Genomic DNA, 17,032 nt, shown 5'->3' on the forward strand with positions numbered 1-17,032 from the left:
CATTCAGGCCGCCGGCTCCAGATCCGGGCAGCTCAGCCGCCCCGCCCGGGGCTTCAGCAGGATCGGCGCGCCGCCGGTATCGCCCTCCAGATGCGCGGCCAGGCCGCCCTCGGCATCGGTGCGATAGCTCCAGCACCAGCGGGTTTCCTGCCCTTCGTAATCAAAGCAGATCAGCCCCTCGGGCGTGTCGGACCAATGGCCGCGCATGCAGCCCTCGCCATCCTGCCAGATCACCCGGCGGCCCGGCAGATACTGTTCCGCGCCATAAAGGGCGCCGCCGTCATAGTGATCCATCACCCGGCCGCGGGTGAACTGGTCAAAGCCCGCGGCATCAAGGGGGGCTGCGTTCTTGTCCTGCGCCATGGCGGGCAGGGCCAGCACCAGCGACAGGATCAGCGCCGCCCTCATGCGCCGACATCCGGGCCGGAACATTGCAGCGGCCCCGCGCTTTCGCGCACCACCGACAATTCGGTGCCCTGCGGGTCGCCCTGAAACCGCGCGCGCAGCCCGCCCGCATCGCGCCAGAACTGCCAGCATTGCGGGTCGTCGCGATCCTCATAGACGAAACAGATCAGGCGGTCGGCCTCATACCAATGGCCGATCTTGCAGATATCGCCGGTAAAGGCCCAGCGGACCCGGCGGCCGGGCAGATATTGCTCGGTCCCGAAGATCGCGCCGCCTTCGGCATAGGTCAGGGTCTTGCCGGTGGCATAGGCCTCAAAGGCGGCGGCATCCATCGGCGCCTCATCCTGTGCGGCAAGGGCCAGCGGGAAAAGGGCGGCGGCAAAGGCAGACAGAAACAGCAGGCGCATGACCGATCCGGGGCAAGAAGGCCACCAGTCTGGCAGAGCCGGGCGCCCTTGGCCAGAGCGACCGCGCTGCGGACAGGCGGCCCGCGCATACGGCACCAATGTCGCAACGGCAGGCTTTTGACATGCGGCAGCTTTCCGCCGATAGTCGGAACAGAGGAGCCGGCGGCGCATCGGATGCGGCGACGGCGCGCGGGGGAGTTGGAGGAACGCCCTTGGCACATCATGCCATGCTGATCGAGGACGAGCCGAACATCACCGAGGCGATCCGCTTTCTGCTGATGCGCGAGGGCTGGCAGGTCACGGCATTGCCCGACGGGCACGAGGCCGAGACCGCGCTGCGCGCCACACAGCCCGATCTGCTGATCCTCGACACCATGCTGCCCGGCCGCTCGGGGCTGGAGATCCTGAGCGCGCTGCGCGCCGACCCGGCGCTGGAGGCGCTGCCGGTGCTGATGCTGACCGCGCGCGGCCAGCCCCGCGACCGCGAGGCGGCGGAACAGGCGGGGGCCAGCCTTTTCATGGCCAAGCCGTTTTCCAACGCCGATTTCGTGGCCGCCGCCCGGTCTCTGGTGGGGGCGGGATGAAGCGGCGCAGCCCGGTCTTTCTGGCCCGTCGCGCCTATCGCCTGCGCCGCCTGCGCGACGCGGCGCGCCTTTTGCCGCTGGTGGGGATGTTCTTCTTTCTGCTGCCGATCCTCTGGGCGCCGGGGGCGACCGACCGGCGCGATACCGCGATCGACGGCATCTATCTCTTTGTGATCTGGGGCCTGCTGATCGCCATCGCGGCGCTTCTGGCGCGGCCGCTGGGCACCGGCGAGGAACCCGAGGCCGGCGAGGGGCAGGAGCGGGACGACAGCGACATCCCGCCCGGAGGGCCGCGCTGATGCCCTTCAACCTGCTGGTCCTTGCCTGCCTGACCTATGTGGCCTTCCTGTTCCTGATCGCCTTCGTGGCGGAACGGCGCGCGCTCAGCGGGGGGCGGCGCTGGCTGGGCTCGCCCCTCGTCTATACCCTGTCGCTGTCGATCTATTGCACCGCCTGGACGTTTTACGGTGCCGTCGGCTATGCGGCGCGGTCGGGGCTGGAATTCGTCACCATCTATCTGGGGCCGACGCTGGTTTTCGTCGGCTGGTGGTGGGTCTTGCGCAAGCTGGTGCGGATCGGCCGGCAACAGCGCGTGACCTCCATCGCCGACATGATCTCCAGCCGCTATGGCAAATCGAGCGGTCTGGGCGTGATCGTGACGCTGATCTGCGTGGTGGCGGCCACGCCCTATATCGCGCTGCAATTGCAATCGGTGACGCTCAGCTTTGGGGTCTTTGCCGCCGCCGGCACCTATGGCTGGGCCTTGCCCGACACCAATTCCACCGCGCTCTGGGTCGCGGGGGGGCTGGCGCTGTTCACCATCCTGTTCGGCACCCGCAACCTGGACGCCAATGAACAGCATACCGGCGTGGTGATCGCCATCGCGGTCGAGGCGGTGGTAAAGCTGGTCGCGCTGATCGCCGTGGGCATCTTCGTGGTCTGGGTGGTGGCCGACGGGCCGGGCGATATCGTGGCGCGCATCAACGACTCGCGCATTGCCGACTGGGATCTGGTGCCCTCCCGCTGGGCGGGGCTGATCGCGCTGTCGGCGGCGGCGGTGATCACGCTGCCGCGGATGTTTCAGGTTCTGGTCGTGGAATGCGGCGATGACCGCAATCTGGGCACCGCAAGCTGGGCCTTCCCGCTTTATCTGGCGGGGATGAGCATCTTTGTGGTGCCGATCGCGGTGGTCGGGCTGAAGGTGATGCCCGAAGGCGCCAACCCCGACCTGTTCGTGCTGACGCTGCCGCTCAGCCAGGGACAGGGGGGGCTGGCCATGCTGGCCTTCCTGGGCGGCTTTTCCTCGGCCACCTCGATGGTCATCGTGGCCTCCATCGCGCTGGCGACCATGGTGTCGAACCATGTGGTCATGCCGCTCTGGCTGCGGCTGCGGCCGGCGCGGGCGGTCTCGGGCGATGTGCGGCGGCTGGTGCTGAACGCGCGGCGCTTTTCCATCGCCGGGGTGCTGGGGCTGGGATACCTGTATTACTCGCTCTCGGGCGGGTCGGCGGCGCTGGCGGCGATCGGGCTGATTTCCTTTGCCGGGGTGGCGCAGATGCTGCCGGCGATGCTGGGCGGCATCTTCTGGCGCGGAGCGACACGGGTCGGGGCGGGGATCGGCCTTGTCACCGGCTTTGCCGTCTGGGCCTATACGCTGTTCCTGCCCAGCTTTGGCCCCGGCGGGGTCTTCCCGCTGGAGGTCTTTACCATCGGCCCCTTCGGCCTGGGCTGGCTGCGCCCGCAGGCCCTGTTCGGGGTCGAGGGGATGGACCCGCTGATCCATGCCCTGTTCTGGAGCCTGACCTGCAACACCGCGTGTTTCGCGCTTGGTTCGCTTTTGTCCTTCCCCTCGCCGGTGGAACGGGTGCAGGGGCTGGCCTTCGTCAATGTCTTTGACACCGAACGCGCCGAACCCCGCGCCTGGGAGGTGGGCCGGGTGGAGCCGGAAGAGCTGTTGAAGCTCGCGCAGCGCATCCTGGGTGACGAACTGGCGCTCGCCTTCTTTGAAACCGCCGCGCAGGCGCAGGGCACTGGCGGCTATCTGCCCGATCCGACCCCGGAATTTCTGGATGCGCTGGAACGGAAACTGGCCGGCGCCGTGGGGGCCGCCGCCGCCCATGCGATGATCGCCGAACTGGCGGGGCGCGCGCGGGTGACGGTGGCCGACCTGATCCGCGTCGCCGATGAAACCGCGCAGATCATGGAATATTCCAGCACGCTGGAAAGCCAGCGCGAGGAACTGGAACGCACCGCCCGCCAACTGCGCGAGGCCAATGAAAAACTGACCCAGCTTTCGATCCAGAAGGATGCCTTTCTCAGCCAGATCAGCCATGAATTGCGCACGCCCATGACCTCCATCCGCGCCTTTTCCGAGATCCTGATGGAAGGCGACGTGCCCCCCGAAATGGCGGCGCAGCAGGCGCGCATCATCCATGACGAGGCGATTCGCCTGACGCGGCTGCTGGATGACCTGCTCAATCTCAGCGTGCTGGAAAACGGCACGGTGCAGCTTGACCTGCGGCTGGCGAACCTGAACGAACTGATCGACAAGGCGTTGCGGGCGGCTGGCCAGACCCGGCCGGAACGGGTCTTCGTCGTGCATCGCGACCTGCCGTCCGAGGCGCTGTTCCTGCGCACCGACCCCGACAGGCTGGCGCAGGTCTTCATCAACCTGATCTCCAACAGCCGCAAATATTGCGACGCCGCGCGGCCGGAGCTGAAGATCAACGTCAAGCAGCGCGGGGCGCGGGTGATCGTCGATTTCATCGACAATGGCTCGGGCATTCCCAAGGACAAGCAGCAGATCATCTTCGAGAAATTCACCCGGCTGACCGATTCTGCCCGGGCCGGCGGGGCGGGGCTCGGCCTTGCGATCTGCCGCGAGATCATGGCCAATCTGGGGGGCACCATCGCCTATCTGCCGGCGCAGGGCGGGGCGGCCTTTCGTGTGACGCTGCCCTTGCGGCTGGAAAAACATCCCTTCGCGGATGCAGCGTAACGCTTTGTTAGGTCTTTCGCGTCCATTCTGACGGGGCCGGGCCTTCCGGCACGGAACGGGCGGGAGAAGACGCTGTGGATCAGGGCATCATCCGACGCAAGCTTGTCGGTGCGGCGCGGGCGGCCGCCGCCCCGGAAAGCGGGGCGGAACGGGCGCTGCCGCTGGCACTGGCGCGTGCCGCGCGCGACGGCTTTGGGTTGGTGCTGGAATGCCCGGCGGTGCGCTCGCATCGCTATTCGCTGGCGGAACTGCTGGAACTGCCCCCCGAACGCGGCCTGATCCTGCTGCTGGAGGGGCCGCGCGCCGCCATGGGAGCGATGATCCTGTCGCCCGACCTTCTGGCCGGTCTGATCGAGGCGCAGACGCTGGGCCGGGTCAGCGCGCAGCCGGTCCTGCCGCGCAAGCCCACGCGCACCGATGCCGCCATGGTGGCCGATTGGGCCGATCAGGTGCTGCTCGGGCTGGAGGAGGGGCTGCTGGCCGAAGAGGATCTGGTCTGGACCGACGGCTTTCGCTACGCGAGCTACCTTGACGAGGCGCGGCCGCTGGCCCTGCTGCTGGAAGATACCGCCTACAAGGTGCTGGTGCTGCGCTGCGATCTGGGCGGGGTGCGGCAGGGCGATCTGATCCTCGCCCTCCCGGCCGAGGGGCATGGCCGCCGCCCGCATCGCGCGCCGCCACAGCCCGGGCCGGAACCGGCACAGGGCGCGGATTTCCAGGCTGCGCTGGTCGCCGGTGTGATGGAGGCCGAGGTGGTGGTGCAGGGCGTGCTGACCCGCATCACCCTGCCGCTTTCGGCGCTGCTGGCGCTGGCGCCGGGCGCCGTGCTGCACCTGCCGCAAGCGGCACTTGACCGGATCGAACTTGCGGGGCTGGACGGGCGCTGCCGGGGTCTGGCGCGTCTGGGTCAGGCCCGCGGCCAGCGCGCGCTGCGCCTCAGCCAGATCTCGGGCCAGGAAGCGGCCCCCGCCGCCGTCGCGGTGACCCAACCTGACGCGCCCGCGCTGCCGCTGGCCAAGACGGGATAGGGATCAGGCTTGTTCCAGCGCCGGGCGCAGCCATTCCAGATTATAGCCGAAACGGGCCGGAATGCCGATCAGCTCATCCGCGCTTTGCGTGCCGGCATGGGCCAGCGCCCAGACCACCGAGGAACGGTTGCCGCTGGCGCAATAGGCAAAGACCGGGCCGGCGCTTTCGCCGATTGCCGCGCGCTGCGCCGCGACATTCTCCTCGGTGATCGCGCCGCCGATCACCGGATTGGCGACAAAGCGCAGCCCCGCCGCCTCGGCCGCAAGGCGCATCGGGTCGGTATGCAGATCGGCCGGGATCTCGGCATCGGGGCGGTTGTCGATCACGGTGACATAGCCCGCCGCCTTGATCGCGGGCAGGTCCTCCGGCGCGATTTGCGGCGAGACGGCATAGGTCGGGGTCAGGGCGCGGATGTCCATGCGGGGCAATTCCTTCAGGCGGGCAGCCGGTCAAGCCGGCGGCGCAATGCGGGTGCCGCCACCATACCCAGCCCCATCGCCAGAAGAAAGAGCCCGCCGCCCCATCCGCCGAAACCCAGCACCGCCAGCGCCGGCCCCGGGCAAAGCCCGGCCAGCCCCCAGCCCGCGCCGAACATCACCGAGCCGAGGATCAGCGCATGGTCCAGCCTGGGCTCCGCCCGCGCCGGGATCGGCGTGCCAAGAAGCGAGACGCCCCGCCGCCGCGCCACCGCCCAGGCCATCGCCATCGGCAGGATCGCACCCCCCATCACGAAGGCCAGCGTCGGATCCCAGGCGCCAAACACGTCGAGCCAGCCCTGCACCTTGCTCGTGTCCACCATGCCCGAGACCAGCAGCCCCGCGCCGAACAGCCCGCCCGCCAGCAGGGCAAACAGATTGCGTTGCATCAGATCAGCCCCCAGACATGGCGGAACAGCACCACCGTCACGCCCCCGGCCAGGATGTAGAACACCGTCGCCGCGATGCCGCGCGGCGCCAGCCGCGAAATGCCGCAGACCCCATGCCCCGAGGTGCAGCCATTGGCCAGCCGCGTGCCGATCCCGGTCAGCAGCCCGCCCGCCACGATCACCGCCGGATTGCCAGTCAGATGCGTTTCCGGCGCCCAGAGCGGCGCGAGCAGCAGCGGCACGCCGATCAGCCCGGCCAGAAAGCTCAGCCTTTCGGGCCAATGCGCGCGGTCCGATCCATCAAGCAGCCCGCCCAGGATCCCCGAGGCCCCCATGATCCGCCCGTTGACCAGCAGATACAGCGCCGCCGCCCCGCCAATCATCAACCCCCCGGCAAAGCCGAGCAGCCAGTCCGTTTCCATCATCGCGCGCGTCCTGTTCCTGCCGCCGGCCGGGGCCGGTCAGATCCCGTTCACCGGCACCTTGAGATAGCTCACGCCATTCTCCTCCGGTTCGGGCATTTGCCCCGCCCGCATGTTCACTTGCAAGGAGGGAATGATCAGCCGGGGCATGGCCAGCGTCGCATCGCGCGCCTGCCGCATGGCGACGAAATCCGCGCGGCTGCGCCCGGCGCCGACATGGACATTCAGCGCCTTTTGCGCGCCCACCGTGGTTTCCCAGGCATAGACGTCGCGCCCCGGCGCCTTGTAGTCATGCCCGACGAAGATGCGCGTCGCATCGGGCAGCGCCAGAATCTTTTGCACGGAATCAAACATCGTCTCGGCCGAGCCGCCGGGAAAATCGCAGCGCGCCGTGCCGAAATCGGGCATGAACAGCGTATCGCCCACAAAGGCCGCGTCGCCGATCACATAGGTCAGGCAGGCCGGGGTATGGCCGGGGGTATGCAATACCTCGCCGCGCATCTGGCCGATCATGAAGACATCGCCCTCGCGGAACAGGCGGTCGAATTGCGACCCGTCGCGCTGGAACCGCGTGCCCTCGTTGAAGATCTTGCCAAAGGTTTCCTGAACGACGGTGATCCTTTCGCCGATGCCGATCTGCCCGCCCAGCCGTTCCTGGATATAGGGCGCCGCCGACAGGTGGTCGGCATGGACATGGGTTTCCATAACCCATTGCAGATCAAGATCATTTTCGCGGATAAAGGCGATGACCGCATCGGCCGATCTTGTATCGGTCCGCCCCGAGGCATAGTCGAAATCCAGAACGCTGTCGATCACCGCGCAGCCGCGGCCCTGCGGTTCCTGCACGACATAGGTGATGGTGTTCGTGGCCTCGTCGAAAAACGCATGCACGGCGGGGGACAGGGTCATCGGGGATCTCCGCTGGTTTGCGCCAGCATATAGGCGGCGTCAGACGCATTGCAAGGTTTGAATATGTCTTTGGCAAGTTCTTGACCTGAGTCAAGGCAAGGGCGCAGGCTGGCGGCTAGACCGGAGAAGCGCAACAGGAGGAGAGGACGCGATGACGACGAAGACCCCCGTTTCCGCCCGCAAGGCCCAGCTTGAGGCCCGGCTGGCCGAATTGCAGACCCGCCTCGACGAGATCGAGGCCGAGCTTGACAGCCATGACGCCCGCGACTGGGAGGAAATGGCGACCGAGCGCGAGGGCGATGAGGTGCTGGAGGGGATCGGCCTTTCCGGCCAGCAGGAAATCCGCATGATCGAGGCGGCGCTGGCCCGCATCGCCGAGGGGGAATATGGCGCCTGCGCGAAATGCGGCGCCGAGATTGGCGAAGAGCGGCTGGATGTGCTGCCCTTCACCCCGTTCTGCCGCAATTGCGCGGCCTGACAGAAGGAGAGGCAGGATGCAGGTTCAGGACATGCAGCAGGCGCAACAGGCCGCCCTCGCGCTGTTGCTGGCGGAAATGCAGGGGCTGATGGGCATCCTGCCGGCCAGGGGGCTTGGGGCCGAACGCCCCGCCGAGGCGCGCAGGGCCGCGCAGGTGGACACCGATCTGGACGAGATGATCGAGGACGGTTTCGACAACATGCCGGTCTGACGGCGAAAAACCCTTGCGCGACAGCGTTTTCGGGGCGGGGCGGGATTGCCATCCGCCCCGTTTCGATTCTTACTGCGAAGATGGGGCGCGCCCTGGCGGCGCGGGATCTTGGGGGCAAGATGGCGGATGATGCGGCGGGCGCAGGGCTGGTGACACGGGTCGATCACGGCATGACGGCTGTGCTGATCCTGGATGCGCCGCCGGTCAACGCGCTTGGCCATGCGCTGCGACAGGCGCTCTGGCAGGCGATCGAGGCGGCGGAGGCCGACCCCGCCATTGCGGCCATCGTGCTGCGCGCCGCCGGGCGCAGCTTTCCCGCCGGGGCCGATATCCGCGAATTCGATGCCCCGCCCCGCGACCCGCAATTGCCCGCTTTGTGCAACCGGATCGAGGCCTGCCAAAAGCCGGTGGTGGCGGCGCTGCATGGCACGGCGCTTGGCGGCGGGCTGGAACTGGCGCTGGCCGCGCATGGCCGGGTGGCGCTGGCCTCGGCGCAGGTCGGTCTGCCCGAGGTGACGCTGGGCATCCTGCCCGGGGCGGGGGGCACGCAGCGCCTGCCCCGGCTGATCGGCGCCGATCAGGCGCTGCGGCTGATGATCACCGGGCGCCCGGTGCCGGCGGCCGAGGCATTGGCGCTTGGCCTGCTGGACCGCGTGGTGGAGGAGGGGCTGGACCTGGCCGCCCTGCAACGCGCGGCCGATCTTGCGGGCATGCCGCCGCGCCGCAGCGCCGACCGGCGCGAGGGGCTGCGCGACGGCTTGGCCTATCAGCAGGCGGTCGCAGCCTGGCGCGGCCGGGTCGCCTCGGGGCGGCTGCCTGCGCCGCGCCGCATCGTTGACTGCGTGGAGGCGGCGCAGCTTCTGCCCTTTGAGGCGGGCCTCGATTTCGAGGCTGCGGCCTTTGCCGATCTGGTCGATACCCCGGAATCGCGCGGCCTGCGCCACGCCTTTTTTGCCGAACGCCGCGCCGCGCGCTTTGCCGAGACCCGGATCACCCCGCGCCCCGAGTTGCCGCCGGTGCGGCGGCTGGGGTTGATGGGGGCGGCGGCAGCCGATCTGGCGCTGCCGGCGCTGCATGCGGGCCTGTCGGTGACGCTGGTCGATCCGACGCGGCCGCAGCTGGTGCAGGCCTTGGAGCGGATCGCGGCGCAGCATGACAAGGCGGTGGCCGACAATCGCCTGACCGAGGCCGCGCGCGACGCGGAATGGGCGCGGCTGGGCACCGGGCTGGCGGCGGCGGCGCTGTCGGAATGCGATGCGGTTCTGGCCGCCGATGATCGGCTGCTGCCCGAGGCGATGGAGGCCACGCCGCCCGGCACGCTGCTGGCGCTGATCGGGCGCGGCGCGGTCGATCCCGGCACGCGCGCGGCCGATCTGCTGGGCTTTCGCCCTGCCGGCGCGCGGCTGGCCGAGATCGTGGTGACCCCATACACCGCGCCCGCGCAGGTGCTGCGCGCGCAGGCCCTGGCGCGGGGGCTGGGTCTTGGCGTCTTGCGCAGCGCGGCCCCCGGCGGCGTGCCGGGCCGCGTGATGGCGGCGGGTCGCGCCGCGGTCGCGCATCTGACCGCGCAAGGGGTGGAGCCGGGCGATCTGGCGGCGGCGCTGGCGGGCTTTGGCCTGCCGCAACTGGCGCCAGAGGGTGCGCAGCCGCGCCCCGCCACGCCCGAGGCCGTGCAGCGCCCGATCCTTCACCGCATTCTGGCCGCCATGGTGAACGAGGGTGCCCGGCTGCTGGGGCGCGGGATCGTCGTCTCGGCCGACGAGATCGACTTTGCGCTGGTCACGGGGGCGGGTTTTCCGCGCTGGCAGGGCGGACCGATGTTCTGGGCCGACCGGCGCGGGCTGATGATCCTGCGCCGCGATCTGGAAGGATGGGCCGAGGAGGCGCCCGACCTCTGGGCCATCGCGCCGCTGCTGGCCGAACTGGCGGGCAGGGGGGGCCGCTTTGCCGATCTGGGCTGAGGCCCGGTCAGGCCAGCACGATGCCGGCCACCACCACCATCAGCCCAAGCGCCGAAACCCCGAGCGCGCCCATGTTCAGCAGCACCACCCGTTGCAGCCGCAGTCGCAGGTCATCGTCATTCGCGGCGCTCTTGCGGGCCTTGAGCGCGAGCAGGATGCACCAGATCAGCCCGGCGACCCCAGCCAGTGCGATCACCGCACCGATCCCCACCAACCAATCCATGTCACATCCCCTGTCCGGTCTTGTTCCGCGTTGCGCCCGCACCTTCCCGGATGCTTGCCTCTGGCGCAAAATCGTGCGGGCTCGGCCCGCCAATCCGGGGTAGCCGAGCCGCGCGCCGCTGGCAAGTGTGCAAAGGTATCAGAAGGAACGCCGCCGATCTCGGACCCCGCCGCGACTTGACCCCCGCCCGCCGCCACGGCTAGGGAAGGGCAAACCCAGATAAAACCCCAGACAAGAGGCAAGCATGAGCGACGATCCCTATAATGTGACGGCGGATGAGCTGCGCCAGTTCATCGAGCGCTATGAGCAGCTCGAGGCCGAAAAGAAGGACATCACCGAACAGCAGAAAGAGGTGATGGCCGAGGCCAAGGGGCGCGGCTATGACACCAAGGTGATGAAAAAGATCATCGCCCTGCGCAAACGCAAGGCCGATGACATCGCCGAGGAGGAGGCGATCCTCGAGATGTACAAGCAGGCGCTTGGCATGAATTGAGGCCGGCTCTGGCCGCCATGGCCTTGCCGCGACGGCCCGCGCCGGAGGGGTTTTGCACCCCTCCGGACCTCCCCGCAGGATATTTGTGAACAGATGAAGGGGTCAGGCGACGCGGGCGCCCCGGACCCAGACCCCGCGCAACAATGCGCTGGCGCCGTGGCGGCGAAAGCGGATCAGGTCGGCGCGCAGGCCCGGGGCGAGGCGGCCGCGATCGTGCAGCCCGGTCGCGGCGGCGGGGGCGGCGGTGACGGTGGCGATGCCGCGCGCGGGATTGCCCCAGAGATCGCCCAGTCGCAGCGCCGCCGTGAGCAATGCCGCCGGGACATAATCGGAGGAGAGGATGTCGAGGCAGCCCGCCAGCGCGAGGGTCTGCGCCGCGACATTGCCGCTATGCGATCCGCCCCGGATGAGGTTCGGCGCGCCCATCATCACCGCGATACCGGTCCGGCGGCAGGTTTCGGCCGCGGCAAGCGTGGTGGGAAATTCCGCAAAGCGCACGCCATGGCGGGCCGAGCGGGCGACATCATCGGCCGTCGTGTCGTCATGGCTGGCCAGATGCGCGCCCAGCCGGGCCGCGGCCGCCACCGCCGCCGCCTCATGCGCGGGGCCGACCCGTTCCGACAGGGCGATGCGGTCGGCGACGTGGTGGTCGAATTCCGCCGCGGTGAAGCCGTGCTTGCCGGTGAGATAGGCGCGCAACTGCGCCAGATCGCGGAATTGCCGCTGGCCGGGCGTGTGGTCCATCAGGCTGACGATGCCGACCTGATCGGCGGGGCCGAATTTCGCCAGTTCCTCGGGCAGGGTTTCGGAGCAGATCTCGGCGCGCAGATGCAGGCGGTGGCTGATCTTCAGCACCCCCGCCGCGCGCAGGCCGAGGATCTCGTCGGCAAGGCCGCGGGCATACTCGCCGTAATTGCCCTTGTTGCGCGAGGGGAGCGAGCCCACGCGCAGCGCGTCGAAGACGGTGGTGATGCCGCAGGCCGCCAGTTCGGCATCATGGGCGAGGATCGCCATCTCATGCGGCCAATGCACCCTGGGGCGCGGCTCTATATGGCGTTCGAGATTGTCGGTATGCAGTTCGATCAGGCCGGGGGCGAGGAAATCGCCGCAGCAATCCTCGGCGCCCGGGGGCAGGGCGGTGCCTTCCTCCAGCGCGACGATGCGCCCGCCCGCCACATGCAGCGCGCCGCGCGTGACGCGGTCGGGCAGGATGATCTGCGCATTGCCCAGGATCACAGCCATTTCTTCCACTTGAAATAGGCCCAGGTCAGCAGTGCCGAGGCGAGCATCAGCCCGAGCGCCATCGGATAGCCCCAGGGCTGTGCCAGTTCGGGCATGCGGGCAAAGTTCATGCCATAGATCGAGGCGATCAGCGTCGGCGGCAGGAACAGCGCCGAGACGACCGAGACGATGCGCACGGTTGCGTTCTGCGCAAGGTCGATCATGCCCAGGGTCGCATCCGAGGCCAGCGCGACGCGCTGCCCGAGGAAATCGGCATGGACCTCCAGCGCTTGCAGGTCGCGTGACAGGGTGGCGGCGACCTCTGCCAGCGGGCGCATCTCGGGCAGCGGCATGACAAAGCCGATGGCGCGGCCCAGTGTCAGCAGCGACAGGCGCAGCCGGCCCAGCATCTCGCCTTCGCGGCCCACCTGTTGCAGCGTCAGTTGCAGCCGTTCCTGCGTGCGCAGCGCCGGGTCGGCGGCGTAGATCGTGGCCGAAACGCTGTCGAGGCCGCGGCTGGTTTCCTCCAGATGGTCGGCGAGGCGGCCGATGATTTCCTCGGCCAGGCCCAGCAGGATGGCGCCGGGGCTGGCGGTGCCGGCGGCGGCCTTGCCGGCGCGGTTGGGCCAGGTCTCGAAGGGGCGGGGGGTGTGATGGCGCACCGTCACCAGCCGTTCGCGCGTCAGGATGAAGGTGACCGGCCCCGAGATGCGGGTGCCCGCGGCGGTCTGGCCGGTGGTCACGATGGTCATCACATGCGCCGCATCCTCGTGATAAAGCCGGTTCGACAGCTCGATCTCCTCCATGTCGGCCAGCGAGGGGATGGCGATTCCAAGTGTGGCGAGGCGGGCAATCTCGGCCTCGGTGGGCTGGAACAGGTCGATCCAGAGCGCCGTTTCGGGCGGCGCACCGGCGATCATCTTGCCGTTTTCGGGGCGGTAGGCGGTCAGCATGGCAGGGGTTCCGAACTCGTTCCTCCTTGCCTAGCCGCCTGTCGGGGCGGCGAAAAGCCCCGCGCGGCGGCCAGACCCCGCGAAAGGCCCGATCTTGCCCAAAACCTGCCGATATCGCAAAAGAGACTGGCGCGGACAGAGGAAAGACCAGCGGAATGAAAGATATCGTGAAGACCACCGGCCCCGCCACCCAGCGGGAGTTCCGCGATGCGCTTGGCCGCTTCGCGACCGGGGTCACGTTGGTCACGGCCGAGGGGCCAGAGGGGGCGGCGGGGTTCGTGGCGAACAGTTTCGCCTCGGTTTCGCTCGATCCGCCGCTGGTCCTGTGGTCGCCTGCCCGACGCTCGGCCCGGTTCGACATCTTTGTCTCTGCGCCGCGCTATGCCATTCATGTGCTGGGGGTGGAGCAATTCGCGCTGATCGCGCGTTTTGCCCGCGGCGGTCCCGGCTTTGACGGGCTGGCGCATGAGCGGACGCCCGAGGGCGTGCCGGTCATTCCCGGGGCGCTGGCCCGGTTCGATTGCCGGCAGGTGGCCTGCCATGACGGCGGTGATCACTGCATCATCCTGGGTCATGTGGAACGCTTTGTGCTGCGCGACGGGGCGCCGCTGGTGTTCAGCCAGGGTGCCTATGGCGGTTTTGTGCATGGCGGCTGAGCGTCGCATTGGATTTTTCCGCGACATGCACATATTCTGATACATGCCCTGTTGATCCCGGAACCTGTCATGTCCGTTGAAACCCTGCCCCCCGACCCCGAATCCTGCGGTGTGCTGCCGCCGGACGAGATGCTGACCCAGGCCACGGCGGCGGCCGGGTTCCTCAAGGCACTGGCGCATGAGGGGCGGTTGATGATCCTGTGCCATCTGCAATCGGGCGAGAAATCGGTCAGCGAGCTGGAGGCGCTGCTGTCATCGCGCCAGGCGGCGGTGAGCCAGCAGCTCGCGCGGTTGCGGCTGGAGGGGCTGGTTTCCTGCCGGCGCGACGGCAAGACCATGTTCTATTCGATCCAGGATCCCAAGGTCGCGACCGCCATCGGCATGGTCTACGAGATGTTCTGCAAGGGGGCAAAGCCCGGCTGACCGGGCCCGCCCCCCTGCGCAAAACCGCGGCCCGCGCGATCAGCCCAGAACGCCGGTCCAGCCGAATTCGGCGGCAAGGCCAAGGGCCGTCCAGCCCTCGAAGGTGATCGAGCCCGCGCCCGCCGCCAGCACCAGCCGGCCGCCAGCGGCGGTTTCGTCAAAGCCCAGCCCCTGCGCGGCGATATAGGCCGAGAGCGACTGGCCGCCGATCGTCACGCTTTCACCGCTGCTGAAATCGGTGATGACCGAATGCGCGCCCTTGCCGGCCGTGGGGTTGAAGAAATCAAAGGCATCCTGCCCGGCGCCCCCGGTCAGCCGGCTGTCGCCGCCCTTGCCGAGGCGGGCCTGCAACCAGTCATTGCCATCGTCGCCGAACAGATGCGAGGATTGGTCGCCCCCCCAGATCTGGTCATTGCCAGCCCCGCCGAACAGCGTGTCCTGATCGGAATGGCCAAACAGCGTGTCATTGCCGAAATCGCCGATCAGCAGGTCGGCGCCCCTGTTGCCGCCCAGGATGTCATCGCCCGACCCGCCCAGCAGCGTGTCGCGCCCCGCGCCGCCGACCAGCAGGTCATTGCCGTAATCGCCGTCCAGCACATCGTCGCCCTCGCCGCCGAACAGCCGGTTGGCGCGATTGTCGCCCATGATCGTGTCATTGCCGGTCAGGCCCCAGGTCATCTGCGCGGCCTCGGCCGTCACATCCTCAAAGACGACATTGTCGCCGCCGGCCAGCGTGACCCAGAGCTGCCGGCCCGCGACCGTGATCAGGTTCCCGGCATTCATCACCGTGTCGCCGGCGACGCCATCGACGGTAAAGCTGTCCTGCCCCAGGGTGAAATCCGCCAGCACGGCCTCGGAATAGCTGGCGGCAGAGACATATTGCAGGTCGAACCTGTCGGCGCCTTCGCCCCCGAACAGGAATTTCAGCCCGCCCTCCAACTGCCGCGCCACCAGCACATCCGACCCCGCGCCGCCAACCAGCGTGCTGTCGCCCGCGCCGGAATGCAGCAGGTCATTGCCCGCCCCGCCGAACAGGAGGTCGCGCCCCGCGCCGCCATAGAGCGCGTCATTGCCATCATCGCCCAGCAGCGTGTCATTGCCCGGCCCGCCCAGAAGCGCATCCTGCCCGGCACCGCCTGCGAGGTAGTCATTACCGCCATTGCCGCGGATCGTGTCATTGCCGCCACCGCCATAGATCAGGTCGGCGCCAGAGCCGCCGGTCAGGGTCTCGGCCCCCGCGGCGCCGGTCAGCGTCTGGAGGAAAGGCCCGGTCGGGGCGGGTTGAAGCGGGGGAAGCAGCGGCATGTCACACCTGTTCATGAAGGATACGAGGAACGCGCCCCCCATGGGCCTGCAACCAGGGCGGCAAGGCGCAGACTAGGGCCGGGGCCGCACGATTCGCCACCCGCCACGCGCAATTGTGGCGAAACTGTGTGTGCATGATGTGGAAACTGTGGCGGGTTGTGGCGAAATCGGGGCAGAGGCCGCAAGCCCTTGATCCTATGGAATTCCATACCTGACCGGGTGGTAAAATTCGTGAAATGCGCGAAATGCGGGCCGCATAAACTTTGGTTTGTGCCTGCACGCGCGAAATAAACCTTTAACCCCTTTCCTCTGCGGCCTCTCCGGGGCATGACTGGCGCACCGTCGGCGTGCCTTTGTGATGCACGCCACCACCCTGCGTTGCAGTTGCGATTTGAGGAGACCGACATGCCCGACGTTCCCGGCAATACTTCCACGTCCTACTGGCTGAGCCAGGGGGTGATTTCCAACGCGCTGGAGGCAAATGAAGATTACGATTATTTCAAGGTCAACCTCGTCGCGGGCTATACCTATGATTTCCAGCTGATCGCCGAGGCGGGTTCGGGCGCCAATATGCAGTTCGAACTGCTCAGCCCGACGACCCAGATCCTCAGCACCAACACCGACACTGGCCGGATTGGTTTTACCGCCACCGCGAGCGGCACCTACTACATCCGCATCTTTGACAATTACCGCAACGACAGTGCCGCAGAGGGCAACTATTTCCTCACCTCCGGGCTGAATGACGATGTCATCGGCACCACCGCCACGCAGGTGGCGATTGCCGGCACCGGCAGCACCACGCGCGAACTGGGCCAGTCGAAAGACGTTGACATGTTCCGGGTGAACATGACCGCCGGGCTGACCTACGATTTCTCGCTGATCGCGGCGGCGGGCAGCGGCGCCCATATGATGATCGAACTGGTCAATGGCAGCGGCCAGGTGCTGCGCACCAATTACGATGGCGGCACGCTGGACTGGACGGCCCTGACCACCGGCACCTATTTCCTGCGCGTCAGTGACCACTATTCCGGCGACGAGGAGGCCGAGGGCCAATATACCATCGTCTCGCGCATGGGCGACACGATCGTGAACACCACCGCGACCACCGCGGTGATCGGCGGATCGGGCAATATCAGCTCCAACCTCGATCAGTCGAATGACGTGGACATGTTCCGCGTGAACCTGATCGCCGGCCGCAGCTATGACTTTTCGCTGACGGCGGCACTGGGCACCAACGCCCATATGCGGATCGAGCTGCTCAATGCCTCGGGTCAGGTGCTGCGCACCAATTACGATGGCGGCACGCTGGACTGGACCGCCGCCAGCAGCGGCACCTATTTCATCCGCGTCAGCGACCATTACACCGACATTCCCCAAGTGGCCTGCCGCTTGACTTCAAGATCGCCTGATTTTGCTCGCTGGGCAAGCGTTTTTCGCCCCGAGCGGTGTCTGTCGTCGCGCAAACGGCCGAAGTCGGGTGGATCAAGCC

The 17,032-nt window shown here is 68.0% G+C and carries 21 protein-coding genes; 11 read left to right on the plus strand and 10 right to left on the minus strand.

The window, feature by feature from the left end; genetic code table 11:
- Positions 1-3: 3 nt before the first annotated feature.
- Both FOA17_RS17920 and FOA17_RS17925 read right to left on the minus strand, forming a co-directional pair.
- Entirely contained in the window at positions 4-408 is a 405-nt protein-coding gene (locus tag FOA17_RS17920) for a hypothetical protein (protein WP_149142873.1), read from the minus strand.
- Complete coding sequence (locus tag FOA17_RS17925; RefSeq protein WP_149142874.1) at positions 405-812, minus strand: hypothetical protein; 408 nt, start codon at positions 810-812, stop codon at positions 405-407. Before FOA17_RS17925 ends, FOA17_RS17920 begins: the two co-directional genes overlap by 4 nt.
- 212 nt (positions 813-1,024) lie before the next feature.
- Here FOA17_RS17925 and FOA17_RS17930 point away from each other — a divergent pair, with 212 nt between their 5' ends.
- From FOA17_RS17930 to FOA17_RS17945, 4 genes are all read left to right on the plus strand, one after another.
- Complete coding sequence (locus FOA17_RS17930; protein ID WP_149142875.1) at positions 1,025-1,396, plus strand: response regulator transcription factor; 372 nt, start codon at positions 1,025-1,027, stop codon at positions 1,394-1,396.
- Positions 1,393-1,695 (plus strand): hypothetical protein, encoded by a 303-nt coding sequence (locus FOA17_RS17935; RefSeq protein ID WP_238991875.1) that lies wholly within the window; start codon positions 1,393-1,395, stop codon positions 1,693-1,695. The genes FOA17_RS17930 and FOA17_RS17935 overlap by 4 nt, the downstream gene beginning before the upstream one ends.
- A complete protein-coding gene (locus FOA17_RS17940) occupies positions 1,695-4,394 on the plus strand; it encodes an ATP-binding protein (RefSeq protein ID WP_149142876.1) in 2,700 nt (899 codons plus the stop codon). Before FOA17_RS17935 ends, FOA17_RS17940 begins: the two co-directional genes overlap by 1 nt.
- Positions 4,395-4,468: 74 nt before the next feature.
- Positions 4,469-5,422 (plus strand): FliM/FliN family flagellar motor switch protein, encoded by a 954-nt coding sequence (locus tag FOA17_RS17945; protein ID WP_149142877.1) that lies wholly within the window; start codon positions 4,469-4,471, stop codon positions 5,420-5,422.
- A 3-nt stretch (positions 5,423-5,425) separates the two neighbouring features.
- On the opposite strand, the gene FOA17_RS17950 is transcribed toward FOA17_RS17945, so the two are convergent.
- The 4 genes from FOA17_RS17950 to FOA17_RS17965 are packed head-to-tail and all read right to left on the minus strand — an operon-like array spanning position 5,426 to position 7,613.
- Positions 5,426-5,842: a protein tyrosine phosphatase family protein gene (locus tag FOA17_RS17950; RefSeq protein WP_149142878.1), complete on the minus strand. Its 417-nt coding sequence runs from the start codon at positions 5,840-5,842 to the stop codon at positions 5,426-5,428.
- A 14-nt stretch (positions 5,843-5,856) separates the two neighbouring features.
- Positions 5,857-6,288: a DUF6691 family protein gene (locus tag FOA17_RS17955; protein ID WP_149142879.1), complete on the minus strand. Its 432-nt coding sequence runs from the start codon at positions 6,286-6,288 to the stop codon at positions 5,857-5,859.
- Positions 6,288-6,710 carry a YeeE/YedE family protein gene (locus FOA17_RS17960; RefSeq protein WP_149142910.1) on the minus strand — a complete coding sequence of 141 codons (423 nt, stop codon included), beginning with the start codon at positions 6,708-6,710 and terminating at the stop codon, positions 6,288-6,290. The genes FOA17_RS17955 and FOA17_RS17960 overlap by 1 nt, the downstream gene beginning before the upstream one ends.
- Before the next feature lie 39 nt (positions 6,711-6,749).
- Positions 6,750-7,613, minus strand: coding sequence for an MBL fold metallo-hydrolase (locus tag FOA17_RS17965; protein WP_203232352.1), 864 nt, complete (start codon positions 7,611-7,613; stop codon positions 6,750-6,752).
- A gap of 157 nt (positions 7,614-7,770) precedes the next feature.
- On the opposite strand from FOA17_RS17965, the gene FOA17_RS17970 reads away from it, so the two are divergent.
- The 3 genes from FOA17_RS17970 to FOA17_RS17980 all read left to right on the plus strand — a co-directional run bounded on the left by FOA17_RS17970 (position 7,771) and on the right by FOA17_RS17980 (position 10,269).
- Entirely contained in the window at positions 7,771-8,097 is a 327-nt protein-coding gene (locus FOA17_RS17970) for a TraR/DksA family transcriptional regulator (protein ID WP_149142881.1), read from the plus strand.
- Positions 8,098-8,113: 16 nt separating this feature from the next.
- The gene (locus tag FOA17_RS17975; RefSeq protein WP_149142882.1) at positions 8,114-8,308 is read left to right on the plus strand and encodes a hypothetical protein; all 195 of its coding nucleotides are present in this window, start codon (positions 8,114-8,116) and stop codon (positions 8,306-8,308) included.
- Positions 8,309-8,388: 80 nt separating this feature from the next.
- Positions 8,389-10,269 (plus strand): enoyl-CoA hydratase-related protein, encoded by a 1,881-nt coding sequence (locus FOA17_RS17980; protein ID WP_149142883.1) that lies wholly within the window; start codon positions 8,389-8,391, stop codon positions 10,267-10,269.
- Between the two features lie 7 nt (positions 10,270-10,276).
- On the opposite strand, the gene FOA17_RS17985 is transcribed toward FOA17_RS17980, so the two are convergent.
- Positions 10,277-10,492 (minus strand): hypothetical protein, encoded by a 216-nt coding sequence (locus FOA17_RS17985; RefSeq protein ID WP_149142884.1) that lies wholly within the window; start codon positions 10,490-10,492, stop codon positions 10,277-10,279.
- A gap of 244 nt (positions 10,493-10,736) precedes the next feature.
- On the opposite strand from FOA17_RS17985, the gene FOA17_RS17990 reads away from it, so the two are divergent.
- The gene (locus FOA17_RS17990; RefSeq protein WP_149142885.1) at positions 10,737-10,985 is read left to right on the plus strand and encodes a DUF2312 domain-containing protein; all 249 of its coding nucleotides are present in this window, start codon (positions 10,737-10,739) and stop codon (positions 10,983-10,985) included.
- A gap of 102 nt (positions 10,986-11,087) precedes the next feature.
- On the opposite strand, the gene FOA17_RS17995 is transcribed toward FOA17_RS17990, so the two are convergent.
- Together FOA17_RS17995 and FOA17_RS18000 are read right to left on the minus strand one after the other, a co-directional pair.
- On the minus strand, positions 11,088-12,227 hold the full coding sequence (locus FOA17_RS17995) for an alpha-D-ribose 1-methylphosphonate 5-triphosphate diphosphatase (RefSeq protein ID WP_149142886.1): 1,140 nt from the start codon (positions 12,225-12,227) through the stop codon (positions 11,088-11,090).
- Positions 12,218-13,159 carry a magnesium transporter CorA family protein gene (locus FOA17_RS18000; protein ID WP_149142887.1) on the minus strand — a complete coding sequence of 314 codons (942 nt, stop codon included), beginning with the start codon at positions 13,157-13,159 and terminating at the stop codon, positions 12,218-12,220. Before FOA17_RS18000 ends, FOA17_RS17995 begins: the two co-directional genes overlap by 10 nt.
- Before the next feature lie 155 nt (positions 13,160-13,314).
- Here FOA17_RS18000 and FOA17_RS18005 point away from each other — a divergent pair, with 155 nt between their 5' ends.
- Together FOA17_RS18005 and FOA17_RS18010 are read left to right on the plus strand one after the other, a co-directional pair.
- Positions 13,315-13,815, plus strand: a complete 501-nt coding sequence (locus tag FOA17_RS18005) for a flavin reductase family protein (protein ID WP_149142888.1) — start codon at positions 13,315-13,317, stop codon at positions 13,813-13,815.
- Positions 13,816-13,884: 69 nt separating this feature from the next.
- On the plus strand, positions 13,885-14,238 hold the full coding sequence (locus FOA17_RS18010) for an ArsR/SmtB family transcription factor (protein WP_149142889.1): 354 nt from the start codon (positions 13,885-13,887) through the stop codon (positions 14,236-14,238).
- A 39-nt stretch (positions 14,239-14,277) separates the two neighbouring features.
- On the opposite strand, the gene FOA17_RS18015 is transcribed toward FOA17_RS18010, so the two are convergent.
- Complete coding sequence (locus FOA17_RS18015) at positions 14,278-15,543, minus strand: calcium-binding protein (RefSeq protein ID WP_162528315.1); 1,266 nt, start codon at positions 15,541-15,543, stop codon at positions 14,278-14,280.
- Between the two features lie 405 nt (positions 15,544-15,948).
- On the opposite strand from FOA17_RS18015, the gene FOA17_RS18020 reads away from it, so the two are divergent.
- A partial coding sequence (locus FOA17_RS18020) for a hypothetical protein (RefSeq protein ID WP_149142891.1) occupies positions 15,949-17,032 on the plus strand: 1,084 nt, incomplete at its 3' end.

Origin of the sequence: Gemmobacter caeruleus (assembly GCF_008271655.1) — a bacterium.
GTDB lineage: Bacteria > Pseudomonadota > Alphaproteobacteria > Rhodobacterales > Rhodobacteraceae > Gemmobacter > Gemmobacter caeruleus.

What these genes read in the sequence shown, in the direction of transcription:
- FOA17_RS17980 (WP_149142883.1), top strand. Translation starts at nt 8,389, where the DNA reads ATGGGGCGCGCCCTGGCGGCGCGGGATCTTGGGGGCAAGATGGCGGAT.
- FOA17_RS18010 (WP_149142889.1), top strand. Translation starts at nt 13,885, where the DNA reads ATGTCCGTTGAAACCCTGCCCCCCGACCCCGAATCCTGCGGTGTGCTG.
- FOA17_RS18000 (WP_149142887.1), bottom strand. Translation starts at nt 13,159, where the DNA reads ATGCTGACCGCCTACCGCCCCGAAAACGGCAAGATGATCGCCGGTGCG.
- FOA17_RS18005 (WP_149142888.1), top strand. Translation starts at nt 13,315, where the DNA reads ATGAAAGATATCGTGAAGACCACCGGCCCCGCCACCCAGCGGGAGTTC.
- FOA17_RS18015 (WP_162528315.1), bottom strand. Translation starts at nt 15,543, where the DNA reads ATGCCGCTGCTTCCCCCGCTTCAACCCGCCCCGACCGGGCCTTTCCTC.
- FOA17_RS17985 (WP_149142884.1), bottom strand. Translation starts at nt 10,492, where the DNA reads ATGGATTGGTTGGTGGGGATCGGTGCGGTGATCGCACTGGCTGGGGTC.
- FOA17_RS17995 (WP_149142886.1), bottom strand. Translation starts at nt 12,227, where the DNA reads ATGGCTGTGATCCTGGGCAATGCGCAGATCATCCTGCCCGACCGCGTC.
- FOA17_RS17950 (WP_149142878.1), bottom strand. Translation starts at nt 5,842, where the DNA reads ATGGACATCCGCGCCCTGACCCCGACCTATGCCGTCTCGCCGCAAATC.
- FOA17_RS17960 (WP_149142910.1), bottom strand. Translation starts at nt 6,710, where the DNA reads ATGGAAACGGACTGGCTGCTCGGCTTTGCCGGGGGGTTGATGATTGGC.
- FOA17_RS17975 (WP_149142882.1), top strand. Translation starts at nt 8,114, where the DNA reads ATGCAGGTTCAGGACATGCAGCAGGCGCAACAGGCCGCCCTCGCGCTG.
- FOA17_RS17920 (WP_149142873.1), bottom strand. Translation starts at nt 408, where the DNA reads ATGAGGGCGGCGCTGATCCTGTCGCTGGTGCTGGCCCTGCCCGCCATG.
- FOA17_RS17925 (WP_149142874.1), bottom strand. Translation starts at nt 812, where the DNA reads ATGCGCCTGCTGTTTCTGTCTGCCTTTGCCGCCGCCCTTTTCCCGCTG.
- FOA17_RS17955 (WP_149142879.1), bottom strand. Translation starts at nt 6,288, where the DNA reads ATGCAACGCAATCTGTTTGCCCTGCTGGCGGGCGGGCTGTTCGGCGCG.
- FOA17_RS17990 (WP_149142885.1), top strand. Translation starts at nt 10,737, where the DNA reads ATGAGCGACGATCCCTATAATGTGACGGCGGATGAGCTGCGCCAGTTC.
- FOA17_RS17940 (WP_149142876.1), top strand. Translation starts at nt 1,695, where the DNA reads ATGCCCTTCAACCTGCTGGTCCTTGCCTGCCTGACCTATGTGGCCTTC.
- FOA17_RS17935 (WP_238991875.1), top strand. Translation starts at nt 1,393, where the DNA reads ATGAAGCGGCGCAGCCCGGTCTTTCTGGCCCGTCGCGCCTATCGCCTG.
- FOA17_RS17970 (WP_149142881.1), top strand. Translation starts at nt 7,771, where the DNA reads ATGACGACGAAGACCCCCGTTTCCGCCCGCAAGGCCCAGCTTGAGGCC.